Origin of the sequence: Niallia sp. FSL K6-0212 (assembly GCF_038007605.1) — a bacterium.
Taxonomy (GTDB): Bacteria; Bacillota; Bacilli; order Bacillales; family Cytobacillaceae; genus Niallia; species Niallia circulans.
In genome coordinates this window covers 2482816-2501740 of the sequence record NZ_JBBOXL010000001.1, presented here as the reverse complement: position 1 = coordinate 2501740, position 18925 = coordinate 2482816, and the positions used below count along the sequence as shown (strand labels likewise).

The window sequence follows — 18925 nt, the reverse complement described above, 5'->3', positions numbered from 1 at the left end:
AAAAAAATAACCTAAAAAGACTGTTAACAAACAATATATCTGTTAACAGTCTTCATACAAATTATTTTAAAATTTCCACCAATAATGCTTTTTGGGCATGTAATCTATTGCCGGCCTGCTGAAAGACGTAGGAATGACTTCCATCGATAATTTCTGATGTTACTTCTTCTTCACGATGGGCTGGTAAACAGTGTAAAAAAATATAATCCGATTTTGCATGGTTCACTAATTCTGCATTAATTTGAAAGCCTTGGAAATCTTTTAAACGCTGCTCATTCTCCGCTTCTTGCCCCATACTGGTCCATACATCTGAATAGATGGCATCGGCATCCCGAACAGCTTCTATAGGATTATGAGTAAGGACAATTTTACTGCCACTTATTTTTGCAAAAGAATAGGCTAGTTCCGCCACTTTTTTATCGACTTCATAATTTGGTGGTGTCGCAATGGAAATATCTGCCCCTACTTTCGAGCAAGCGATAAGTAAAGAATGAGCCACATTATTTCCATCACCAATATACGCAAGCTTTAGACCTTCCAAACTCCCTTTTACTTCCAATAAAGTAAGTAAATCTGCTAATGCTTGACATGGATGATATAAGTCCGTTAATCCATTAATAATAGGAATGGTTGCATGCTCTGCTAATTCTTCGACAATATCGTGAGAAAAAGTACGAATCATAATGGCATCTACATATTGGGATAACACTTTTGCGGTGTCTGAAATAGTCTCCCCTCTGCCAATTTGCAGATCTCGACTATTTAAATATAGAGCATGCCCTCCCAGCTGAAGCATCCCAGCTTCAAAGGAGACTCTTGTTCGCGTTGATGATTTCTCAAAAATCATTCCTAATGTTTTTCCTTTTAGAGGGGCAATTATTTCTCCCTTTAAGTGGGATTCTTTTATTGCCTTCGCCTTATCTAATAATTCAAGGATTGTTTCTTTTGAATAGTCAGCCAATGTTAATAAATCTTTTCCCTTTAAATCTAGATTAGATGTAATCATCATACTGTACTCACTCCTTTTCTTATATTTGTATGCCATTCCTGAATCGAATGAACGGTTATGTCTTTTCCTTTAAAAGAGGAAATAAATGCTTCGAGACTTTCTTTTTGCGTGAAGGTAATAATACGATTTCTCGTTGCTAATTCGCGAGATTGTCGATCTTCTTGTAAGTTTGTTGGATTATAAAAGGCAACCGTACTCTTATCTGCTAGTAACGATTCTACTGATTGGTTATCAGCGATTTCAACTGATAATTGGACTTGGTCTGCTTTATCATAAAGATCTGCTAGATCTTCTGTTGTTTTTAAAACAATTTTCATCTCCTGCTTTGGCAGTTTCTTTAAAGTAGGGTGAAATACTTTTTTCAACGCATCTTCTAGCGTTTCTGCAAGTGCAATTCCTTCTCCTGTAGAACGCATTTCTGGTCCCAATTTAGAATCTAGCCCTTTTAAAGCATAATTGGAATAAACAGGATACTTAATACAAGTAAATTCTATATCATCCGAATATGTTTTTTCTTTTTCGGTCAATGTATATGTCCCAAGCAATATTTTTGTCGCAATTTGTACTAATGGTACACCAGTTACTTTGCTTACAATCGGTACTGTTCGACTAGCGCGAGGATTTACTTCCAATACATATACCTCTTCCTTATTGATGATATACTGGATGTTCATTAGTCCTTTATAGCCTGTATGCTGAACAATCTTTTTAGCGTAAGTGATCATTTTTTCTTTTACGCTTACTGATAAATTTTTAGCAGGCAATATAGATAGACTATCTCCTGAATGTACTCCCGTTTTCTCGATGTGTTCCATAATCGTTGGAACACAAATATCGACTCCATCTGTTGCTAAGTCCAGCTCTGCTTCTGAAGCTTCCATAAACTGATCAACAAGGACAGGGTAAGGTACCTCTGTTTGTAAATAGGATTGTAATTCTGCTTCATTATTTATCCGTTCCATTCCCTTACCGCCAATCACATAAGATGGACGGATAAGAACTGGATAGCCTATCTTCTGGACTGAAGCAATAATCTGCTGCTCATTTTCTGCGATATCTCCTTGGATATGAGGAATATCTTCTTCTTCCAATAGCTTATAAAATAAATCTCTATCTTCTAAAACATCGATTGTGTCACTGTTTGTTCCAAGAATATGGACACCATAGGATTCCAGTTCTTTTGCTACATTAAGAGCAGTTTGACCCCCTAATTGGACAATGACATCTTCTATCCCTTCTGATTCGATAACATTCATAATATCTTCCACGCTTAATGGTTCAAAATATAGACGATCTGCCGTGGCAAAATCTGTACTCACGGTCTCTGGATTATTATTAATAATGATTGTTTCCAGACCTTCATCTTTTAAGGCAAATACGCCATGAACCGAGCAATAGTCGAACTCTATCCCTTGACCAATTCTGATGGGACCACTGCCGATAACAAGTACTTTTCGTTTAGTACTTTTATTTTGCTCATTTTCACCATAATAGCTGGAATAGTAGTAATTAGTTTTTGCTTCAAATTCTGCTGCACAAGTATCAACCATTTTATAAATAGGCATCACTTGTAATTGTTTGCGTTTTTCTCTTACCTCTTTTTCAAAGCAATTCCACGCATTTGCTAAGAAAGCATCACTAAACCCCTTTTCTTTCCATTTCAGTAAACTCTCTTTTGTTACTGTTTGGAGGGAAGTATGGAATATTTCTTTCTCCATCTCAATCAATCTTTTAAATCGATGAAGGAAGAATAAATCGATTTTTGTTAAATCATGTATTTTAGCAAGTGGCTCCTCTTTCCTAATTAGTTCTAAAATAATAAAAAATCTTTCATCCGTTTGTTCCAGCATTTTCTCGTATAACACTTCCACTGGCATATGCTTTAATTCTGGAAGGGTTAAATCATTTCCCTTTATCTCAAGAGAATGGATTGCTTTTAGCAAGGCCCGCTCCATATTGCGGTCTATTCCCATTACTTCTCCTGTCGCCTTCATTTGCGTGCCGAGTTTTCTTGATACAGTAGGAAATTTATCAAATGGCCACTTTGGTATTTTTACTACGACATAATCTAATGCCGGTTCAAAGCTTGCAAATGTATCTCCTGTTACTGGATTTATTAGCTCATTGAGACAATAACCAACTGCCAATTTTGCAGCCATTCTAGCAATCGGATACCCAGTAGCTTTTGATGCAAGGGCGGATGATCTACTCACCCTTGGATTTACTTCAATTAAATAATATTTCTTACTGTTCGGATCTAGTGCAAATTGGATATTGCATCCACCTATAATTCCTAGGGCAGAAATGATTTTAATAGAAGCAGAACGAAGCATTTGATATTCTACATCTGTTAATGTTTGGGACGGAGCAATAACAATACTATCGCCCGTGTGAATTCCGACTGGATCGATGTTTTCCATATTGCAAATGGTAATACATGTATTCATACTATCACGCATTACCTCATATTCTACTTCCTTAAAGCCAGCAATACTTCTTTCCACTAAGCATTGACCAATGGCACTTTCCTTCAAACCGCCAGATACTAGACTAATGAATTCTTCCATATCCCCAGCGATACCACCGCCTGTTCCACCTAAGGTATAGGCAGGACGAACAATGATAGGAAAGCCAATTTCATTTGCAAAGTCTATCGCTTCTTCGACTTTATGCACAATTTTACTTTCTGGTACTGGTTCATTTAATTGATACATTAATTCTCTAAATGCTTCTCTATCTTCTCCCTTTTTGATTGATTCAATAGAGCTTCCCAGCAATTTTACTTGATACTTTTCTAAGATGCCTTGTTCACTCAATTGAAATGCCAGATTTAATCCCGTTTGCCCTCCTAAAGTAGCAAGAATTCCATCAGGCTTTTCTTTTTGAATAATCTTTTCTAAAACATCTACTGTCAATGGTTCAAAATAAATCGAATCAGCAAAAGTTTCATCTGTCATTATCGTTGCCGGATTATTATTTACAAGGATGACTTTATATCCTTCTTCTTTCAAAGCCATGCATGCTTGTGTGCCAGCATAATCAAATTCAGCTGCCTGACCAATTACAATTGGTCCTGAGCCTATTACAAGTATGGTTTTTATCGTCGTGTCTTTAGGCATATGCAAAAACTCTCCCATTATTTGCTTTAACATTTTCTATAAATTCATCAAATATATAACATCCTTCTGAAGGACCTGGATTTGCCTCTGGATGAAACTGTACCGTCTGCAGTGGATAAATGCTGTGAGACAGCCCTTCTACTGATCCATCGTGAAGATTATAAAATCTTGCTTCACAACCTGTAGCAGATAGACTTTCTTCTTTTACTACATAGCTATGATTTTGAGAGGACATAATCACTTTCTTTTTCTTCCGATCCATTACAGGATGATTGGCTCCTCTATGTCCAAATGACAGTTTGGTAGTTTCTGCCCCTAAAGCTAATGCTGCAAGCTGATGTCCTAAACAAATACCAAGAGTTGGGTAATGCTTAATCACTGCTTTAATCGTTGGTAAAATACTGATTAACTCCTTTGGATTCCCAGGTCCATTTGATAAGAGAATGCCGTCAGGCTGCAGTGATTTAATACTAGTAAATGGTGTATTATAGGGAACGACCGTTACTTTACACTCACGCTCTAATAATGCTGTTAACATACTTTCCTTTTTTCCAAAATCAACAAGGACAATATGATATTCACCCTGCCCATACGTTTGAAAGTTCATTTCCGAAACCTTTGCTACTTTAACATCCTCCTTTAAAGCAAATGTTGGTACAGAAACTTCTTTCTCTTCTGTTATAATGGCTGGCATAGAACCAGATTTTCTTATATTTTTTACAATAGAACGGGTATCAACATGTGCTAGCATTGGGATATTCCATTTATTTAAATATTGCTGTAAGGAATATTCAGCTTGATAATGAAATGCGTCACTATTCGATTCATATACAATAACACCTGCTACATGCGGCTTTTTACTTTCAAAATCTTCTTTGTTTATGCCATAGTTTCCAATTAACGGGTACGTAAAAACAATAATTTGGTCTTTATAGGAAGGATCTGTTAGTACTTCCTGATATCCTGTCATTCCAGTGAAAAATACGATTTCTCCCTTTATCTCTTTGGCATCGCTATTTGTAACGAAATCGCCTTTATATTTCACACCATTGCTTAAGTGAAGATAACCTTCCATTTGTTAACACCTCTATAATGAATGTATAGTTACTCTTTATTTCTTATAATTATACATTATCATGCAAAAAAATACACATTAGATTGTTACTTTTGCATGAATATTTAAACTTTTTTGCATTATTTCCATTCCCTTAATAAAATCTTCCGGTGAAGTATTAAGACTTGGCAATAAACGTATAACCTTTTCCCCAGCATTTAAAACGATTAAGCCTTCTTTTCTTAATTCTCCTAATATAGAAGCAACGGGTATATCCAATTCAATTCCAATCATCAATCCTAAACCTCGAATGTCCTTTACATGTTGATTTCCGGCTAATTTTTCTTTTAAAAGGCTAAATACCCATTCACTTTTTTTCTCGACTGCTTCTAAGAAAGCTGGTTCAAAGATTATTTCCATTGTTTTAATAGCTGCTGCCATCGCTAAAGGATTTCCTCCAAATGTGGTACCATGGCTGCCTGGACCAAAGAATTCCTTTAGCTTTCCATCTGCCACAATAGCTCCTGTTGGAATTCCATTTGCCATTCCTTTTGCCACACTAATAATATCTGGTTTAATACCAAAGTGTTGAAAGGCAAATGCTTTTCCTGTTCTGCCCATTCCTGTTTGAATTTCATCAATTAGCAGCAAGACACCCTTTTCTTTGCAAAGTGCTTCAACACCTTGTAAAAATTCTTGAGAAGCTACATATATACCGCCTTCTCCTTGCACTACTTCAAGCATCACGGCAGCTACGTCTTCTGTTAATTGTTCTTTTAATGCATTTAAATCGTTAAATGGAACATACTCAAATGTCTCCAGCATCGGCCCATAGCCTTGCTTTATTTTATCCTGTCCAGTTGCTGACATTGTTGCAAAGGTTCTTCCATGAAAGGATTGCTTAAAAGTAAGAATTTTTGTTTTTCCCGTTGCTTTTCTTGCCAGTTTAATGGCTGCCTCATTTGCCTCTGCCCCACTATTCGCAAAGAAAACAAGATCCAATCCAGATGCATTCGTTAATATTTCTGCTGCCTTTTCCTGCACAGCTAATGGAAAAAGATTGGAAACATGCCAAAATTTATTTAATTGTTGCTCAACAGCAGCTTTTACTTCTGGATGGCAATGTCCTAAATTGCATACCCCTATTCCTGAAGTAAAATCTAAATAAACGCCACCATTCTTACTATACAAATAACTCCCCTGCGCAGATTCTGGCTCTATTTCCCACTTTGAGTAGGTTGGGAATAAATGACTCATTCTACAATCCCTTCTTTCACAACAATTTTTGTTCCGATTAATTCTTCGCCATCAAAAAACTGTTTTTTTCCTGATATAATCATAACACTATTTAATCCACTCTCCAGTGCTGCGATAGCAGAGGTAACCTTCGGAATCATGCCCCCATTGATCTGTCCAGTGTTGATGAAATGAGTGATTTCCTCTTGTGCCATTCTTGCTTGAAGTTCTCCATCTATTAAAATTCCTGCTACATCTGTTACAAAAAGGCATTGTTCGGCATGTAAATACTTCGCAACTGCTGATGCTACATAATCTGCATTAATATTTAATTTTCTTCCGTCTTCTGTAATCCCTAATGGTGTTAGGACGGGAATCAAATTTTCCTCTAAAAGGGAGGAAATCAACCTGATATTAACTTCGGATACCTCCCCGACGAGTCCAAGCTTTTCTTCATCAATAAGAGAAGCTTTTATGCAATTATTATCTGTTCCATTAAGGCCAATCCCATTCAAGTCATGTTCTCTTAATAACTGAACAAGCTTACGGTTTGTTTTGCCTGACAGGACCATCTCGACTATTTCTAACGCCTCTTTCGTCGTTTTACGGAGTCCATTATGAAAGGCAGCTTTCACTTGAAAATAATCAAGCATTTCATTGATATCGGGACCGCCTCCATGGACGAAAACTAGTTGATAGCCTTTATTCTTTAACCTTTTTAAACTAGTAAAAAATTCTGAAGTTAGTTGATCGATTACACTTCCGCCACATTTTATAACAATGGTTTTCACTAGGTATCACCTCAAGTTCTGTAGCTGGCATTTATCTTGACATAATCATAAGATAAATCGCAGCCCCAGGCTTTTCCTTCGCCTTTGCCATTATGCAAATCTACAAATATCTGAATAAAATCTTGGTTTAAATACTCGATTGCCGTTTGTTCTGAAAACGACTGTGGTTCACTTTCCTTAAGCATAAGGATATCGCCAATCGCTATGTCTACTCTTGATGGATTAACGGCTGTTTTTGTTTGACCGATAGCGGTGATAATTCTTCCCCAGTTAGCATCTGATCCATAAATTGCAGTTTTCACTAAATTAGATCCTACTATTTGTTTAGCAATAACGCGTGCTTCTTCGTCATTATTGCTTCCTGAAACCCTTACTTCAATTAGCTTTGTTGCCCCTTCACCATCTTTAGCAATCTGTTTAGCCAGACTCTCACATGTTGTAGATAAAAGCTCCAAAAAGACCGGATAATCAGGATGTTCTTCGGTAAGAGGTTCGTTTTTTGCCATGCCATTTGCCAGTACAAGGACTGTATCATTTGTAGAAGTATCTCCGTCTACTGTAATTTGATTAAAGGTAGTAGGAATCACCTTACTTAACGCAGCTTGAAGAACTTCCGATGGGATGGCTGCATCTGTCGTAATAAATCCAAGCATTGTTGCCATATTAGGATGAATCATACCAGATCCCTTTGCTGTTCCTCCCATCGTAACAGTTACCCCCGCAATAGTTGCAGAAAAGCAGCATTTTTTCATTACTGTATCAGTTGTCAAAATGGCTTCTTGAAATGCTTCTGCATTTTGTGGAGTGGAATGAAAGATTAATTGATTAATTCCTTCTTTTATTTTATCCATTTGCAGATATTCACCAATTACACCTGTTGAAGAAACTGCCACATATTCTTCCTTTATTTGAAGATAAGTTGCCATAATTTTTCTCATTTCGTAGGCATCCTTTAAGCCTTTTTCTCCTGTACAGGCATTTGCACAAGCACTATTTACGACAATTGCTTGAATTCGTTTTTCTTTGGCAATAGATTCCTGCGTTACTTTTAATGGTGCAGCTTGAAAGTGACTTGCTGTGTATACAGCGGCACAATTTGCTGGAACGGCACTTACTATTGCGCCAATATCTTTCTTGTTGTACCGTAGTCCAGCATGAACACCTGCAGCTTTATAGCCAATTGGTGTTACTATACTCCCATCCTTTATTTCTTCTATATGGGATTGAATATTATTCATAATCTGCACGTCGGCTCCTCCTTATGGGTAAAGCGGCAGAAACTGCAAACCAGCTGTTTCCTCATAGCCATTCATAATATTTGCGTTTTGAACGGCCTGACCCGCAGCCCCTTTCATTAAATTATCAATAACCGATACAATCGTTATCCTGCCAGTCCGTTCATCCACATTTATTCCAATATCACAAAAATTAGAGCCTGTAACTTCTTTTATCGAAGGATAGGTATGAAGTGGTCTCACTCGTACAAAAGGACTGTTTGTATAAATTTCTGTATATAAACCATGGATTTGCTCATTTGTGACACTTTTACTTAAAGTAGCATATATAGTTGCCATTATTCCTCTGCTTGCCGGCAAAAGATGGGTAGAAAAAGTAATAGCTTTCGACTCAGAATTCCAATCAGCTAACTGCTGCTCTATTTCTGGAATATGCTGATGTTCATTCACTTTATAAATTCTTAAATTTTCGCTCATCTCAGCATGCATATTAGCCCTTGAAGGACTCCTTCCCGCTCCAGAAATACCAGATTTAGCATCCACTATAATACTATTTGGCAATATCATGTTTTCTTTTACTAGGGGTGCTAATCCTAAGAGCGTAGCAGTCGGATAACATCCCGGATTAGATATTCTCGTACTGGCAGCAATGTTTTCTTTATTCCATTCAGAAAGCCCATAAACAAAGCTATTAATAAGGTCTATGGAAACAGGCTCCTTTTTATACCATTTCTGATAATCGTCTGTATTCCTTAAGCGAAGATCTCCAGATAAATCAACCATTTGAATCTCTTTATCTGCGAATTCTTGAACCAGCTTTCCAGATACACCTGTAGGAGTAGCAAAAAAAACAATATCGCATTCTTTTGCTATTTTTTCTGGATTAATTGGTTCTAGTTTGTTTTCCATTATATTAAATAAATGAGGATATTCATTCCATACTGGGACTTCATCTCTTGTTGTATGTACAGACTTAATTGTGAATGAAGGATGACTATGCAAAATTCTGATTAATTCTGCACCACCATATCCTGTTGTACCGATTATAGATACTTTCATAACTTCCTCCTTTCGACTATAAATGTATATTTAATCATTTTTATTTATATTTATTAATCTAAGATTCTCTTATTATAAAAACTACTGCATATAAAATCAACACTTTTTCATAAAAGTGATAGTTTTCTTATTTTTCTGATAATTAATAAGGTATATGGGGATAATATTTTCCATGATTGGTGAAGAATAATTAAGAAACAAAGCGGATTTGAATTAGACAAAAATATTAACATCAGGAATTGCAAATTTTTTTAGCTTGCATACATGCCATTTTATAAAGCAATTTATCAAAAACAAAGCAGCCAAAATACACTTAGACTCCTATGTAAGCTTTTAGAGACATTCTAGTCTTCGAAAATACTCGAGTGACTACCGAAAGGAAAGTGTATTCAGACTGCTAGCACTAAACAGCAAACTTTATAAAAAACATGCTAATCAAAAATTCATCTCTCATTTTCTTCCTAAAATTACGTCAATAGAAATTCATTTAACAACATCATCATATGAGGGTTTTATCTCGTGGTGTCAGAAATTTTCACAAAATGCTTATCTATAGATCTTCTACCACAATATAGGCAGCTTTTACAGGGCCATGGACACCAACCACTAAATCCATTTCAATATCTGCCGAGTTACTTGGCCCTGTAATATAATTAATACAAGACGGGAGTACTTCTCCGTTTTGTACTTTTTCCCGTAAAACTTTTGCTGCTTGAGTCATTCTTGGCACAATTGTACTTTTTGGAACGATTACAATACTATTTATAGGTAAAAAACTGACTGTTCTGCCACGATCTTTTCCACTATACACAACAACTGTACCTGATTCCGCTAACGTAAGTTCACTTATGGTAATCCCTATATTCGCCTGTTCTGCTTTGGAAATATTTTCTTTTCCTAAAGAGGCATCCCATTCAAATACATCGATATTTTCATCTGGCAGTTTCTCTTTAAATAGTGATTCTAATCCATATTGCTGATAACGTGGATCCTTCCAAGTAACAACCTCTCCTCCGCCAAACTCTTTTATTAAATGATGAAGTGTATGCTTCAATTCCTTTTGTGAAGTAATGACTAAATCTGTATGAATAAGTGTGCATTGGGATTTTAATACTTCAACTAACTCATCCTTTGTCGCATCTTTAAGCACTTCTTCTTGTGGGTAATAATTCCATTTCGGCCTTTCAAGTTTTGTTTTTCTTTGTCTGCCTAATCTCGAGGCAATGGTTTCAAGAAAAGCATCTCTATTGTGAATTGTTCCTGTCATTATTGTCCTTCCCCCTTCTCTCGATTCTTGAACCAATCACGAAATCTCTCTTTATTTGGGGCAGGAAGATCACGAATATCTGTCCATTCTTTTAACATTCCGATCCCTTTTGTAATTTTGTCTCCTTTTACTAATGGTTTCGTCACAGCTGGTGCTATTTTCGAGCCTATATTATACAGCTTTGGCGAAGAAGCACCGATGCCAAATGCTTTGAATATCATTTTTTCAGAAATGGGGGCTTTCCCTTCCTTTTCCACAATTACTTGTCGATGCTTATGGAGCAGCTCATGAAGCGGAATTTTAACTGGGCATGCATCTGTACATGCCGCACAAAGAGTAGAAGCATAGGGAAGCTCTTTATATTCTTCGTATCCGCCTAACAGTGGAGAAAGTACTGCTCCAATTGGTCCAGAGTAAATAGAGCCATAGGAATGTCCACCAACCTGTCTATATACAGGGCAAACATTTACACAGGCTGCACAGCGAATACATTGGAGAACAGATTGAAACTCTCCACCTAAAATATCTGAACGTCCATTATCTACAATCACTAGATGAAAGTCCTCTGGTCCGTCCACATCCCCAGCTTCTTTTGGACCCGTTAATGTTGTTACATAACTTGTAAGCTTTTGGCCAACGGCACTTCTTGTCAACATTCCCACTAATACTTCCATTTCATTAAAAGTAGGAACAATGCGCTCCATTCCCATTACGACAACTTGTGTTTTTGGAAGAGCTGCAACTAAATCGGCATTACCTTCATTTGTTACGAGTGTAATCGAACCTGTTTCTGCTACAGCAAAATTGCAGCCTGTAATTCCCATATCTGCAGTTAAATATTCATTTCGAAGTACTTGTCTTGCATGCCATGCTAATTCTTCTGGTTTTTCTGTATTTGTATAGTTTAATTTTTTTGTGAATACATCCCGGATTTGTTCTTTATTTTTATGCAATGCCGGAACAACAATATGAGATGGAGGATCATGGTCATCTACTTGCAGAATATATTCCCCTAAATCGGTTTCAATTACTTCACACCCTGCCTCTTCTAACTTTTGATTTAACGAAATTTCCTCTGTTACCATGGACTTTGCTTTAACTACTTTTTTCACGTTTTTATCTATTGCCACTTGTTCAATATAGGCACTTGCCTCTGCTGCAGTTTTTGCAAAATAGACATGACCGCCACGTTTTGCCACCTGTTCGCTTAATTCATATAAATAATAATCCAGATTTTCTAAAACATGCTGGCGAATTTCTTCCCCGTGCGAACGCCATTCCTCCCAGTTTCCCATCGCCTCTGTCACATTATTTTTTCTCGTTTGAATCGTTTGCTGTGCTTTGGAGACAGCCCCACGCATAAAGTCATTTTCTAGTTCTGTCGACACTCTATCTTTAAATTTTTGTGAACTTGTTTTCATCGACATAGCTTATCATCCCCTCTGTTATGCTCGACTATTTAAAATTTCTGCTATATGTAATGCTTTAATTGGTTTACCCTTTCGATCAATTCTTCCCCCAATATTCATCAAGCAGCCTGCATCTGCACTAACTACATACTCGGCATTCGTTGATTCTACACAGGCTACTTTTTCGTCCACCATCTGCTCAGATATTTGCCCCATTTTCACAGAAAAAGTTCCTCCAAAACCACAGCAATTTTCCTTTAATGGTAATTCCGTATACTCTACTCCTCTCACATTTTTTAATAGCTTAATAGGAGCCTCTTTAACCCCTAGTAATCTCGTCATATGACAGGATGTATGGTAGGTAACCTTCCCCTTGAAAGTTGCACCTACATCTTCTACTTTTAAGACATCTACAATAAACTGTGTTAGTTCAAAAGTTTTAGCGGCAAGTTCTTTTGCAATCGGCTCCCATACTGGATCCCCTTTAAAAATATGCTGATACTCATGGAACATATAGGCACAAGAACCAGAGGGGCAGACAATATACTCTGCATCTTGGAAGGATTTCATCATTGTTTTCATCACTTCCTTTGTTTCCTTTACATACCCACTATTATAAGATGGCTGCCCACAACATATTTGTGCCGTAGGAAAATCGATTTCACATCCCAGTCTTTCTAACAATTCAACCGTTGCTTTCCCCACATCACTTTGAAACATATCAACTAGACATGTAGCAAATAATGTCACTTTCATCCTAAATATCCCCCTTTTTAAGAATAAATGTACTATCCATTTGATGTTTATATTCCTATGAACAGGTCATCAGATGACTTGTTTACAATAAGACTGACTCACGATAAATAGATAAAAAGAGTTACATACTTCCCCCCCTATTGATTTTGCTTATTTAGACTACTTCCCAAAAATTAGTAGATTTTAGAAAAATGAATTAGTTGGAAGGTTAGAACAACCAGAACACAAGCATACTCAGCTGGGATTAGTGAGACATTTGAGATTATGTATGTCTAAATAAACAGCGGTTTAAACCAAATCCTATATATTTTATGTTCCATCCTCATTACAGTAATTTTAAATAAATATTTCCATGAAGCGTTTTCATTAATATAGACGTTGTCGCTAAAATTTGCAAGAATAAAAAATGCAAATATCAATTTTCCAATAGCGGATCATACCTTCTGTTCTTTTTCAGCAAAATACTTTTGAAGCACTGCTTCTACCTTTTGTAAATGATAAAGCATCGCCTCACTCGCTTTTTCCGCGTTTCTTTCTAAAATAGACTCATAAATAGTAAGATGTTCCTCATAAAGTCGTTCCGTTGTTGTTTGTTTAGAAAACAGCCATAAACGTCTTGTTTCTTTCATTGCTTCCTGCATAATATCCGAAACGTTGAGCAATAAATTTACCAGCAAAGGATTTTGTGAAGCTGCTGCTACGCCTAAATGGAAGTTTAAATCTGACTTTTCACCTAATTCTTCTACTCCATTTGCCTGTTTCATTTCTTCTAGCGCCTGTTTCATTTTTTGCAAATCTTCGTTTGTACGTTTATTCGCTGCTGCAGCTGCAGCACCTACCTCCATAATCCTTCTTACTTCAAGGAGGTGATTTAGATCTTTTTCCTTCATCAAAATTGCTGTAGGAAAAGAAAAAGAAATTTGATCGGCTTCAAACCTTTTCACATAAGTACCTTCCCCTTGCTTCATTTCAATTAAACCTTTAGCTTTTAATGCGGAAAGTGCTTCCCTAACGGCTGAACGGCTTACTTGGAAGTTTTCGGCAAGCTGCTGTACAGATGCCAACTTTTCTCCAGGCTTTAAAGCTCCTGAGCGAATTCCTTCATGCAAGGCTTCTGCAATTTCTTCATAAATTTTTTTTGGGCGGATCTGCTTAAATTCCATCGTTCTACCTCCAACGCGTTCATCCTTTTTATTGTTATTATACTGCTAAAAGTTACATTTTGCATAAAAAAAGACATAATATTGTCAATTTTATGTTGTTTTTTAAAAAATCTCATTTTATAATAGGTTCATCGAGTCATCAGATGACCTAATATTTTACAATTTATTTATGATAACGATTACTTCATCTGATAATTTAGATCAAACATTCATTAGAAAGAAATCGTAAGTAGAAAATTAAGGAGGCTGAAATAATGACGTTTACTCAAGACTTCACCGCTGTTGGCGACAATTTAGCATTATCCGCGATAGTTGCCGTAATTCCAATCTTATATTTTTTTTGGGCACTTGCCATCAAACGCATGAAGGGACATATGGCTGGAATTACAACCCTGCTTCTTGCTTTACTCCTTTCCGTAACCGCTTTCAACATGCCTGTTGGAATGAGTATTATGTCTGCGAGCCAAGGCATTGTTTATGGCTTATTACCTATTGGCTGGATTATTGTCACGTCAGTGCTTTTATATAAATTAACAGTGAAAAGCGGACAATTTTCTATCATACGAAATTTTATTTTGTCAATTACAGAGGATCGTAGACTTCAAGCATTGCTTGTAGCTTTCTCATTTGGGGCATTTTTAGAAGGCGCTGCTGGCTTTGGAGCACCTGTTGCTATTTCTGCTGCTCTTTTAGCTGGATTAGGCTTTAATCCATTATATGCTGCAGGCATCTGTTTATTAGCTAACACGGCACCTGTTGCATTCGGAGCGATAGGTATCCCAATTACTGCTGTTGAGGGACCAACTGGTATTCCGGCTTTTGAAATATCTAAAATGGTTGGTCGACAATTGCCTTTTATTTCCGTATTCATTCCGTTTTATCTTGTAATTATTATGGCGGGTTTTAAACGTGTATGGGAAGTACTTCCCGCTATTTTAGTATCAGGTATATCATTTGCACTTACACAATATTTATCATCTAACTTCCTCGGACCTGAATTGCCTGATATTTTATCTGCGTTAGTTTCCTTATTTGCATTAGTTATTTTACTAAAATTCTGGAAACCAAAAACAATTTTCCGATTTAAAGGTGAAATAGAAACAGCCGCTTCAGCTGAGATAAAAAAAGCTCCAGATCCTACATACTCTCCTGGTCAGATTTTTCATGCATGGTCTCCTTTTTTAGTATTAACTGCTTTCATTTCCCTTTGGGGGATACCTGTTATAAAAAATGCACTAACTGGCCATTATGAAGGGACAAATTTTATTTTAAAAGGTATTAATGGGTTGGGGGAACGATTGACTTTTCTTCCAGAAGTTCCATTACTTAACAATAAAATTATAAATGACACTGGTGAAGCAGTTGCAGCTATTTTCAAATTAGAAGTGTTAGGAGCTGCCGGAACTGCCATTTTATTTTCTTGTATTGTAACAAAATATATTGCCCGCCTTTCTTGGAAAGATGTGTATGCTACAGCAAAGGAAACCCTTCACGAGTTAAAATTTCCAATTTTAACCATTTCGTCTGTAGTCGGTTTTGCCTATGTAACAAATGCCTCTGGTATGTCGACAACACTTGGAATGACCTTAGCTAAGACAGGAGCTTTATTTCCATTCTTTTCTCCCGTATTGGGTTGGCTTGGTGTATTTATTACTGGTTCTGATACATCTGCCAACTTAATGTTTGGAAATCTGCAAAAAGTAACTTCATTGTCTGTTGGTATGGATCCTGTCCTTGCTATTGCAGCTAACTCAAGTGGAGGAGTTACAGGAAAAATGATATCTCCACAATCTATCGCTGTAGCTTGTGCAGCTGTTGGTCTTGCTGGTAAAGAATCCGAGCTACTACGCTTTACCTTAAAACATAGTGTATTCCTACTATTAATAGTATGTCTCATTACTTTCCTGCAACACAATGTACTTTCTTGGATGATCCCTTAAAAAAATTAAAAAGAAGAGCAGTCTTTTAGATGAAAATGCTCTTCTTTTTCCAATCTACAATAATAATTGATTCTGAACCTCTTCCAACAGTATTACCTTTACTATATCCCCACATTTGTATCCAGATTCCCCTCCTGGCAAAATTGTAAGCCCATTGGCAGATGCCAAACTACTAACAATATTTGATTTGTCCATACCGCTAGTCCGAGTTTCTATCTTTCCATTTACAATAGATACCTTACTTCTAATAAGTCGAGTAAAGGAATTGGCATCTGAGAAATTCTCTTTTAATACCGCGTCCACAATAGGTAAGCGCGGGTTTTCTATAAATAAAAGGCTTTTTATGATCGGATTTGTAAATAACTCAAAACCAACATAGCAAGCAGATGGGTTCCCTGAAAGTCCAAATAATAATTTACCATTTAAATTCGCTACCGTAGTGACACTGCCAGGCCTCATTGCAATTTTATTAAAAAGAACTTCTGCTCCAAGCTTACGGTAAATTTCTGGCAATAAATCATAATCGCCAACTGAAACACCACCTGTTGTTATCAACATATCAACCGAATCTATTTTTTGGCGAATAGCTTCAAAACTTATTTCCATGACATCTGGCAACTTGCCGAAATAGCGAGGAACCGCTCCTGCTCGTTCAATTTGTGCTAGTATCATATAGGCATTGCTGTTCCTTATTTTTCCTTCCTCCAGTTCCTCATGCACTTCCAATAATTCCGTTCCAGTTGCAAATAAACCTATAGTTGGTTTTTTGGCAACTGGAACTTGTTCTATACCAAATGTTGCTAAAACCGCCACTACTCCTGGATTGATTTTAGTTCCTTTTTTTAATAAGACTTCCCCCTTTTTTACATCCTCTCCTTGAAAAGAGATATTTTCTCCTTTATGTAACATATGATCTATTTTTATATATGTTTGGCGATTTTTTTTCCGCTCTACCGTCTTCTCAAGCATGACTACTGCATCGGCATCACGTGGTAACATGGCTCCTGTCATAATCCTGATTGCTTGGTACTCACCTATTTTTTTGGTCGAAACTTGCCCAGCACCAATTTCATCAATTATTTCAAACTCAACAGGCATTTCATATGATGCTCCATTTGTATCCTTTGCTCGTAATGCAAATCCATCATAGCTGGAACGATTAAATTTAGGCACATCATGTATTGCTTTTATATCTTCACTTAAATAACGGCCATTGCAATGATAGATTGAAACATATTCCTTTTCTCCTTCTCTCTTGTGTTCCATCACTCTGCTTATTGCCTCTTCTATTAGGATAGGAACTCTATTTTCCACTGTCATCGACTTTCACTCCTTATTTCCATGAACCAAAAAGAATGATGTATATCCTTCCACCATTCCTCCAAATCTCTTCTGTTCATTTTGTCATTTAATCTGCGGCATTCTATCCGCCTATATAAGACATTTCGACTTTTTTTCGCTGTTTTACTGTTTCTTCCGTTCTTTCATCGGAATAACGATCCCTTCTTTGTTCCCAAATGTTTTTTATAAAGCCTTCTAAAGCTGAATCATCTGCTCCTTCTCTAAGAAAATCACGAATATTATGGCCATTCCCATTAAAAAGACAGGTATATAGTTGGCCATTTGCAGAGAGCCGCGCTCTTGTACAGCTAGAGCAAAACGATTCGGAAACGGAGGTAATGAAGCCGACCAGCACATTTGCATCCTTATATTTATACTTTTTAGCTACTTCCCCAAAATAATCAGCCTCTACAGGCTCCAATTCAAAAGCCTCTTGTAATTTCGCATATATTTCTTTTTTGGTAATAACATCTTTCATTTTCCATCCGTTAGTACTGCCAACATCCATATATTCAATAAACCGAAGTTCTAGCTCATTTTCTTTACAGTAGGTTGCCATTGGAATTATTTCAGAATCGTTCATTCCTTTTTTGATTACCATATTGATTTTTATACCTAAGCCAGCATTCTGGGCTGCCTCTATCCCTTTTTTTACGGTAGCAGCTCCTACATTGCGCCCATTCATCTGACCAAACAATTCATCATTTATACTATCTAAACTAATATTTACGCGCTTAAGACCAGCCTCCTTTAAATCATGGGCATATTTAGGAAGAAAGATCCCATTTGTTGTCAATGCAATATCCTCTAGACCTTCCAGTCGAATAAGCCTGTCAACTAGCACTGGCAAATCCTTACGTAACAATGGTTCTCCACCAGTTAAGCGAATCTTCTCGACTCCCAATTCTACAAATATCTTGGCAATTCTTTCTATCTCATCATAAGTTAATAATTCACTTGGAGGAAGAAAGGGATAATCTGGACCAAATATTTCTTTCGGCATGCAGTATTGACACCTTAAATTGCAGCGGTCAATCACACTAATGCGCAAATCTCTCAATGGACGATTTAAAAGATCCTTCATATCATTCTCACTTCCTTTTCCTATACATTCACCAAAATTCCACTTTTATATTTTTATCATACCATTTTTCATAATATACAGTATATTAAAAACAAAGAAAAAAAGAAGGTTTCCCTTCTTCTTCACTCCCTGTTTATCGTACACCTAAGGCAATTTTTGCATATCTGGACATTCTATCTTTTGTCCAAGCTGGAGACCAAACGATATTTACTTCTGTGTCTTTAACTTCTGGAATATCTGTTAAAGCTGCTTTTACTTGATCCACAATAACGCCTGCAAGTGGACATCCCATTGCTGTTAGCGTCATGGTTACAACCAATAATCCATCTTCATTCAGCTCTAAGTCATAAACTAATCCTAAGTTTACAATATCAATTCCAAGCTCTGGATCGATAACAAGCTCTAGTGCACCCATTATACTGTCTTTTAATTCTTCATTCATTCAAAGGCACCCCTTATTTT

The 18925-nt window shown here is 36.7% G+C and carries 15 protein-coding genes; 1 reads left to right on the top strand and 14 read right to left on the bottom strand.

The window, feature by feature from the left end:
• Positions 1-61 precede the first annotated feature (61 nt).
• The 11 genes from argF to MHH96_RS11830 all read right to left on the bottom strand — a co-directional run bounded on the left by argF (position 62) and on the right by MHH96_RS11830 (position 14098).
• Positions 62-1009: an ornithine carbamoyltransferase gene (gene argF, locus MHH96_RS11880; protein WP_095258834.1), complete on the bottom strand. Its 948-nt coding sequence runs from the start codon at positions 1007-1009 to the stop codon at positions 62-64.
• Positions 1006-4128, bottom strand: coding sequence for a carbamoyl phosphate synthase large subunit (locus tag MHH96_RS11875; protein ID WP_047942479.1), 3123 nt, complete (start codon positions 4126-4128; stop codon positions 1006-1008). Before MHH96_RS11875 ends, argF begins: the two co-directional genes overlap by 4 nt.
• Positions 4121-5203, bottom strand: a complete 1083-nt coding sequence (locus tag MHH96_RS11870; RefSeq protein ID WP_341117384.1) for a carbamoyl phosphate synthase small subunit — start codon at positions 5201-5203, stop codon at positions 4121-4123. The genes MHH96_RS11875 and MHH96_RS11870 overlap by 8 nt, the downstream gene beginning before the upstream one ends.
• Positions 5204-5281: 78 nt before the next feature.
• A complete protein-coding gene (locus MHH96_RS11865; protein ID WP_144581031.1) occupies positions 5282-6439 on the bottom strand; it encodes an acetylornithine transaminase in 1158 nt (385 codons plus the stop codon).
• Positions 6436-7209 carry an acetylglutamate kinase gene (gene argB / locus MHH96_RS11860; protein ID WP_144581032.1) on the bottom strand — a complete coding sequence of 258 codons (774 nt, stop codon included), beginning with the start codon at positions 7207-7209 and terminating at the stop codon, positions 6436-6438. Before argB ends, MHH96_RS11865 begins: the two co-directional genes overlap by 4 nt.
• 11 nt (positions 7210-7220) lie before the next feature.
• Complete coding sequence (gene argJ, locus MHH96_RS11855; protein ID WP_141232317.1) at positions 7221-8447, bottom strand: bifunctional ornithine acetyltransferase/N-acetylglutamate synthase; 1227 nt, start codon at positions 8445-8447, stop codon at positions 7221-7223.
• Between the two features lie 21 nt (positions 8448-8468).
• Positions 8469-9503 carry an N-acetyl-gamma-glutamyl-phosphate reductase gene (argC, locus tag MHH96_RS11850; RefSeq protein ID WP_341117382.1) on the bottom strand — a complete coding sequence of 345 codons (1035 nt, stop codon included), beginning with the start codon at positions 9501-9503 and terminating at the stop codon, positions 8469-8471.
• Between the two features lie 550 nt (positions 9504-10053).
• Positions 10054-10770, bottom strand: coding sequence for a LutC/YkgG family protein (locus tag MHH96_RS11845; RefSeq protein WP_095258829.1), 717 nt, complete (start codon positions 10768-10770; stop codon positions 10054-10056).
• The gene (locus MHH96_RS11840; RefSeq protein ID WP_047942489.1) at positions 10770-12197 is read right to left on the bottom strand and encodes a LutB/LldF family L-lactate oxidation iron-sulfur protein; all 1428 of its coding nucleotides are present in this window, start codon (positions 12195-12197) and stop codon (positions 10770-10772) included. Before MHH96_RS11840 ends, MHH96_RS11845 begins: the two co-directional genes overlap by 1 nt.
• Positions 12198-12215: 18 nt before the next feature.
• Positions 12216-12935, bottom strand: a complete 720-nt coding sequence (locus MHH96_RS11835; protein WP_341117381.1) for a (Fe-S)-binding protein — start codon at positions 12933-12935, stop codon at positions 12216-12218.
• A 434-nt stretch (positions 12936-13369) separates the two neighbouring features.
• Positions 13370-14098 carry a FadR/GntR family transcriptional regulator gene (locus tag MHH96_RS11830; protein WP_047942493.1) on the bottom strand — a complete coding sequence of 243 codons (729 nt, stop codon included), beginning with the start codon at positions 14096-14098 and terminating at the stop codon, positions 13370-13372.
• 254 nt (positions 14099-14352) lie between these two features.
• Between MHH96_RS11830 and MHH96_RS11825 the strand changes: the two genes are divergently transcribed.
• Positions 14353-16038 (top strand): L-lactate permease, encoded by a 1686-nt coding sequence (locus MHH96_RS11825; RefSeq protein WP_095258827.1) that lies wholly within the window; start codon positions 14353-14355, stop codon positions 16036-16038.
• A gap of 54 nt (positions 16039-16092) precedes the next feature.
• Here the strand turns inward: MHH96_RS11825 and MHH96_RS11820 are convergent, their stop codons facing one another.
• The 3 genes from MHH96_RS11820 to MHH96_RS11810 form a co-directional block, all read right to left on the bottom strand.
• Positions 16093-17358: a molybdopterin molybdotransferase MoeA gene (locus tag MHH96_RS11820; protein ID WP_341117379.1), complete on the bottom strand. Its 1266-nt coding sequence runs from the start codon at positions 17356-17358 to the stop codon at positions 16093-16095.
• 103 nt (positions 17359-17461) lie between these two features.
• Positions 17462-18463: a GTP 3',8-cyclase MoaA gene (gene moaA / locus MHH96_RS11815; RefSeq protein ID WP_341117377.1), complete on the bottom strand. Its 1002-nt coding sequence runs from the start codon at positions 18461-18463 to the stop codon at positions 17462-17464.
• A 133-nt stretch (positions 18464-18596) separates the two neighbouring features.
• Positions 18597-18905, bottom strand: coding sequence for a metal-sulfur cluster assembly factor (locus MHH96_RS11810; protein ID WP_047942498.1), 309 nt, complete (start codon positions 18903-18905; stop codon positions 18597-18599).
• Between the last annotated feature and the right edge of the window lie 20 nt (positions 18906-18925).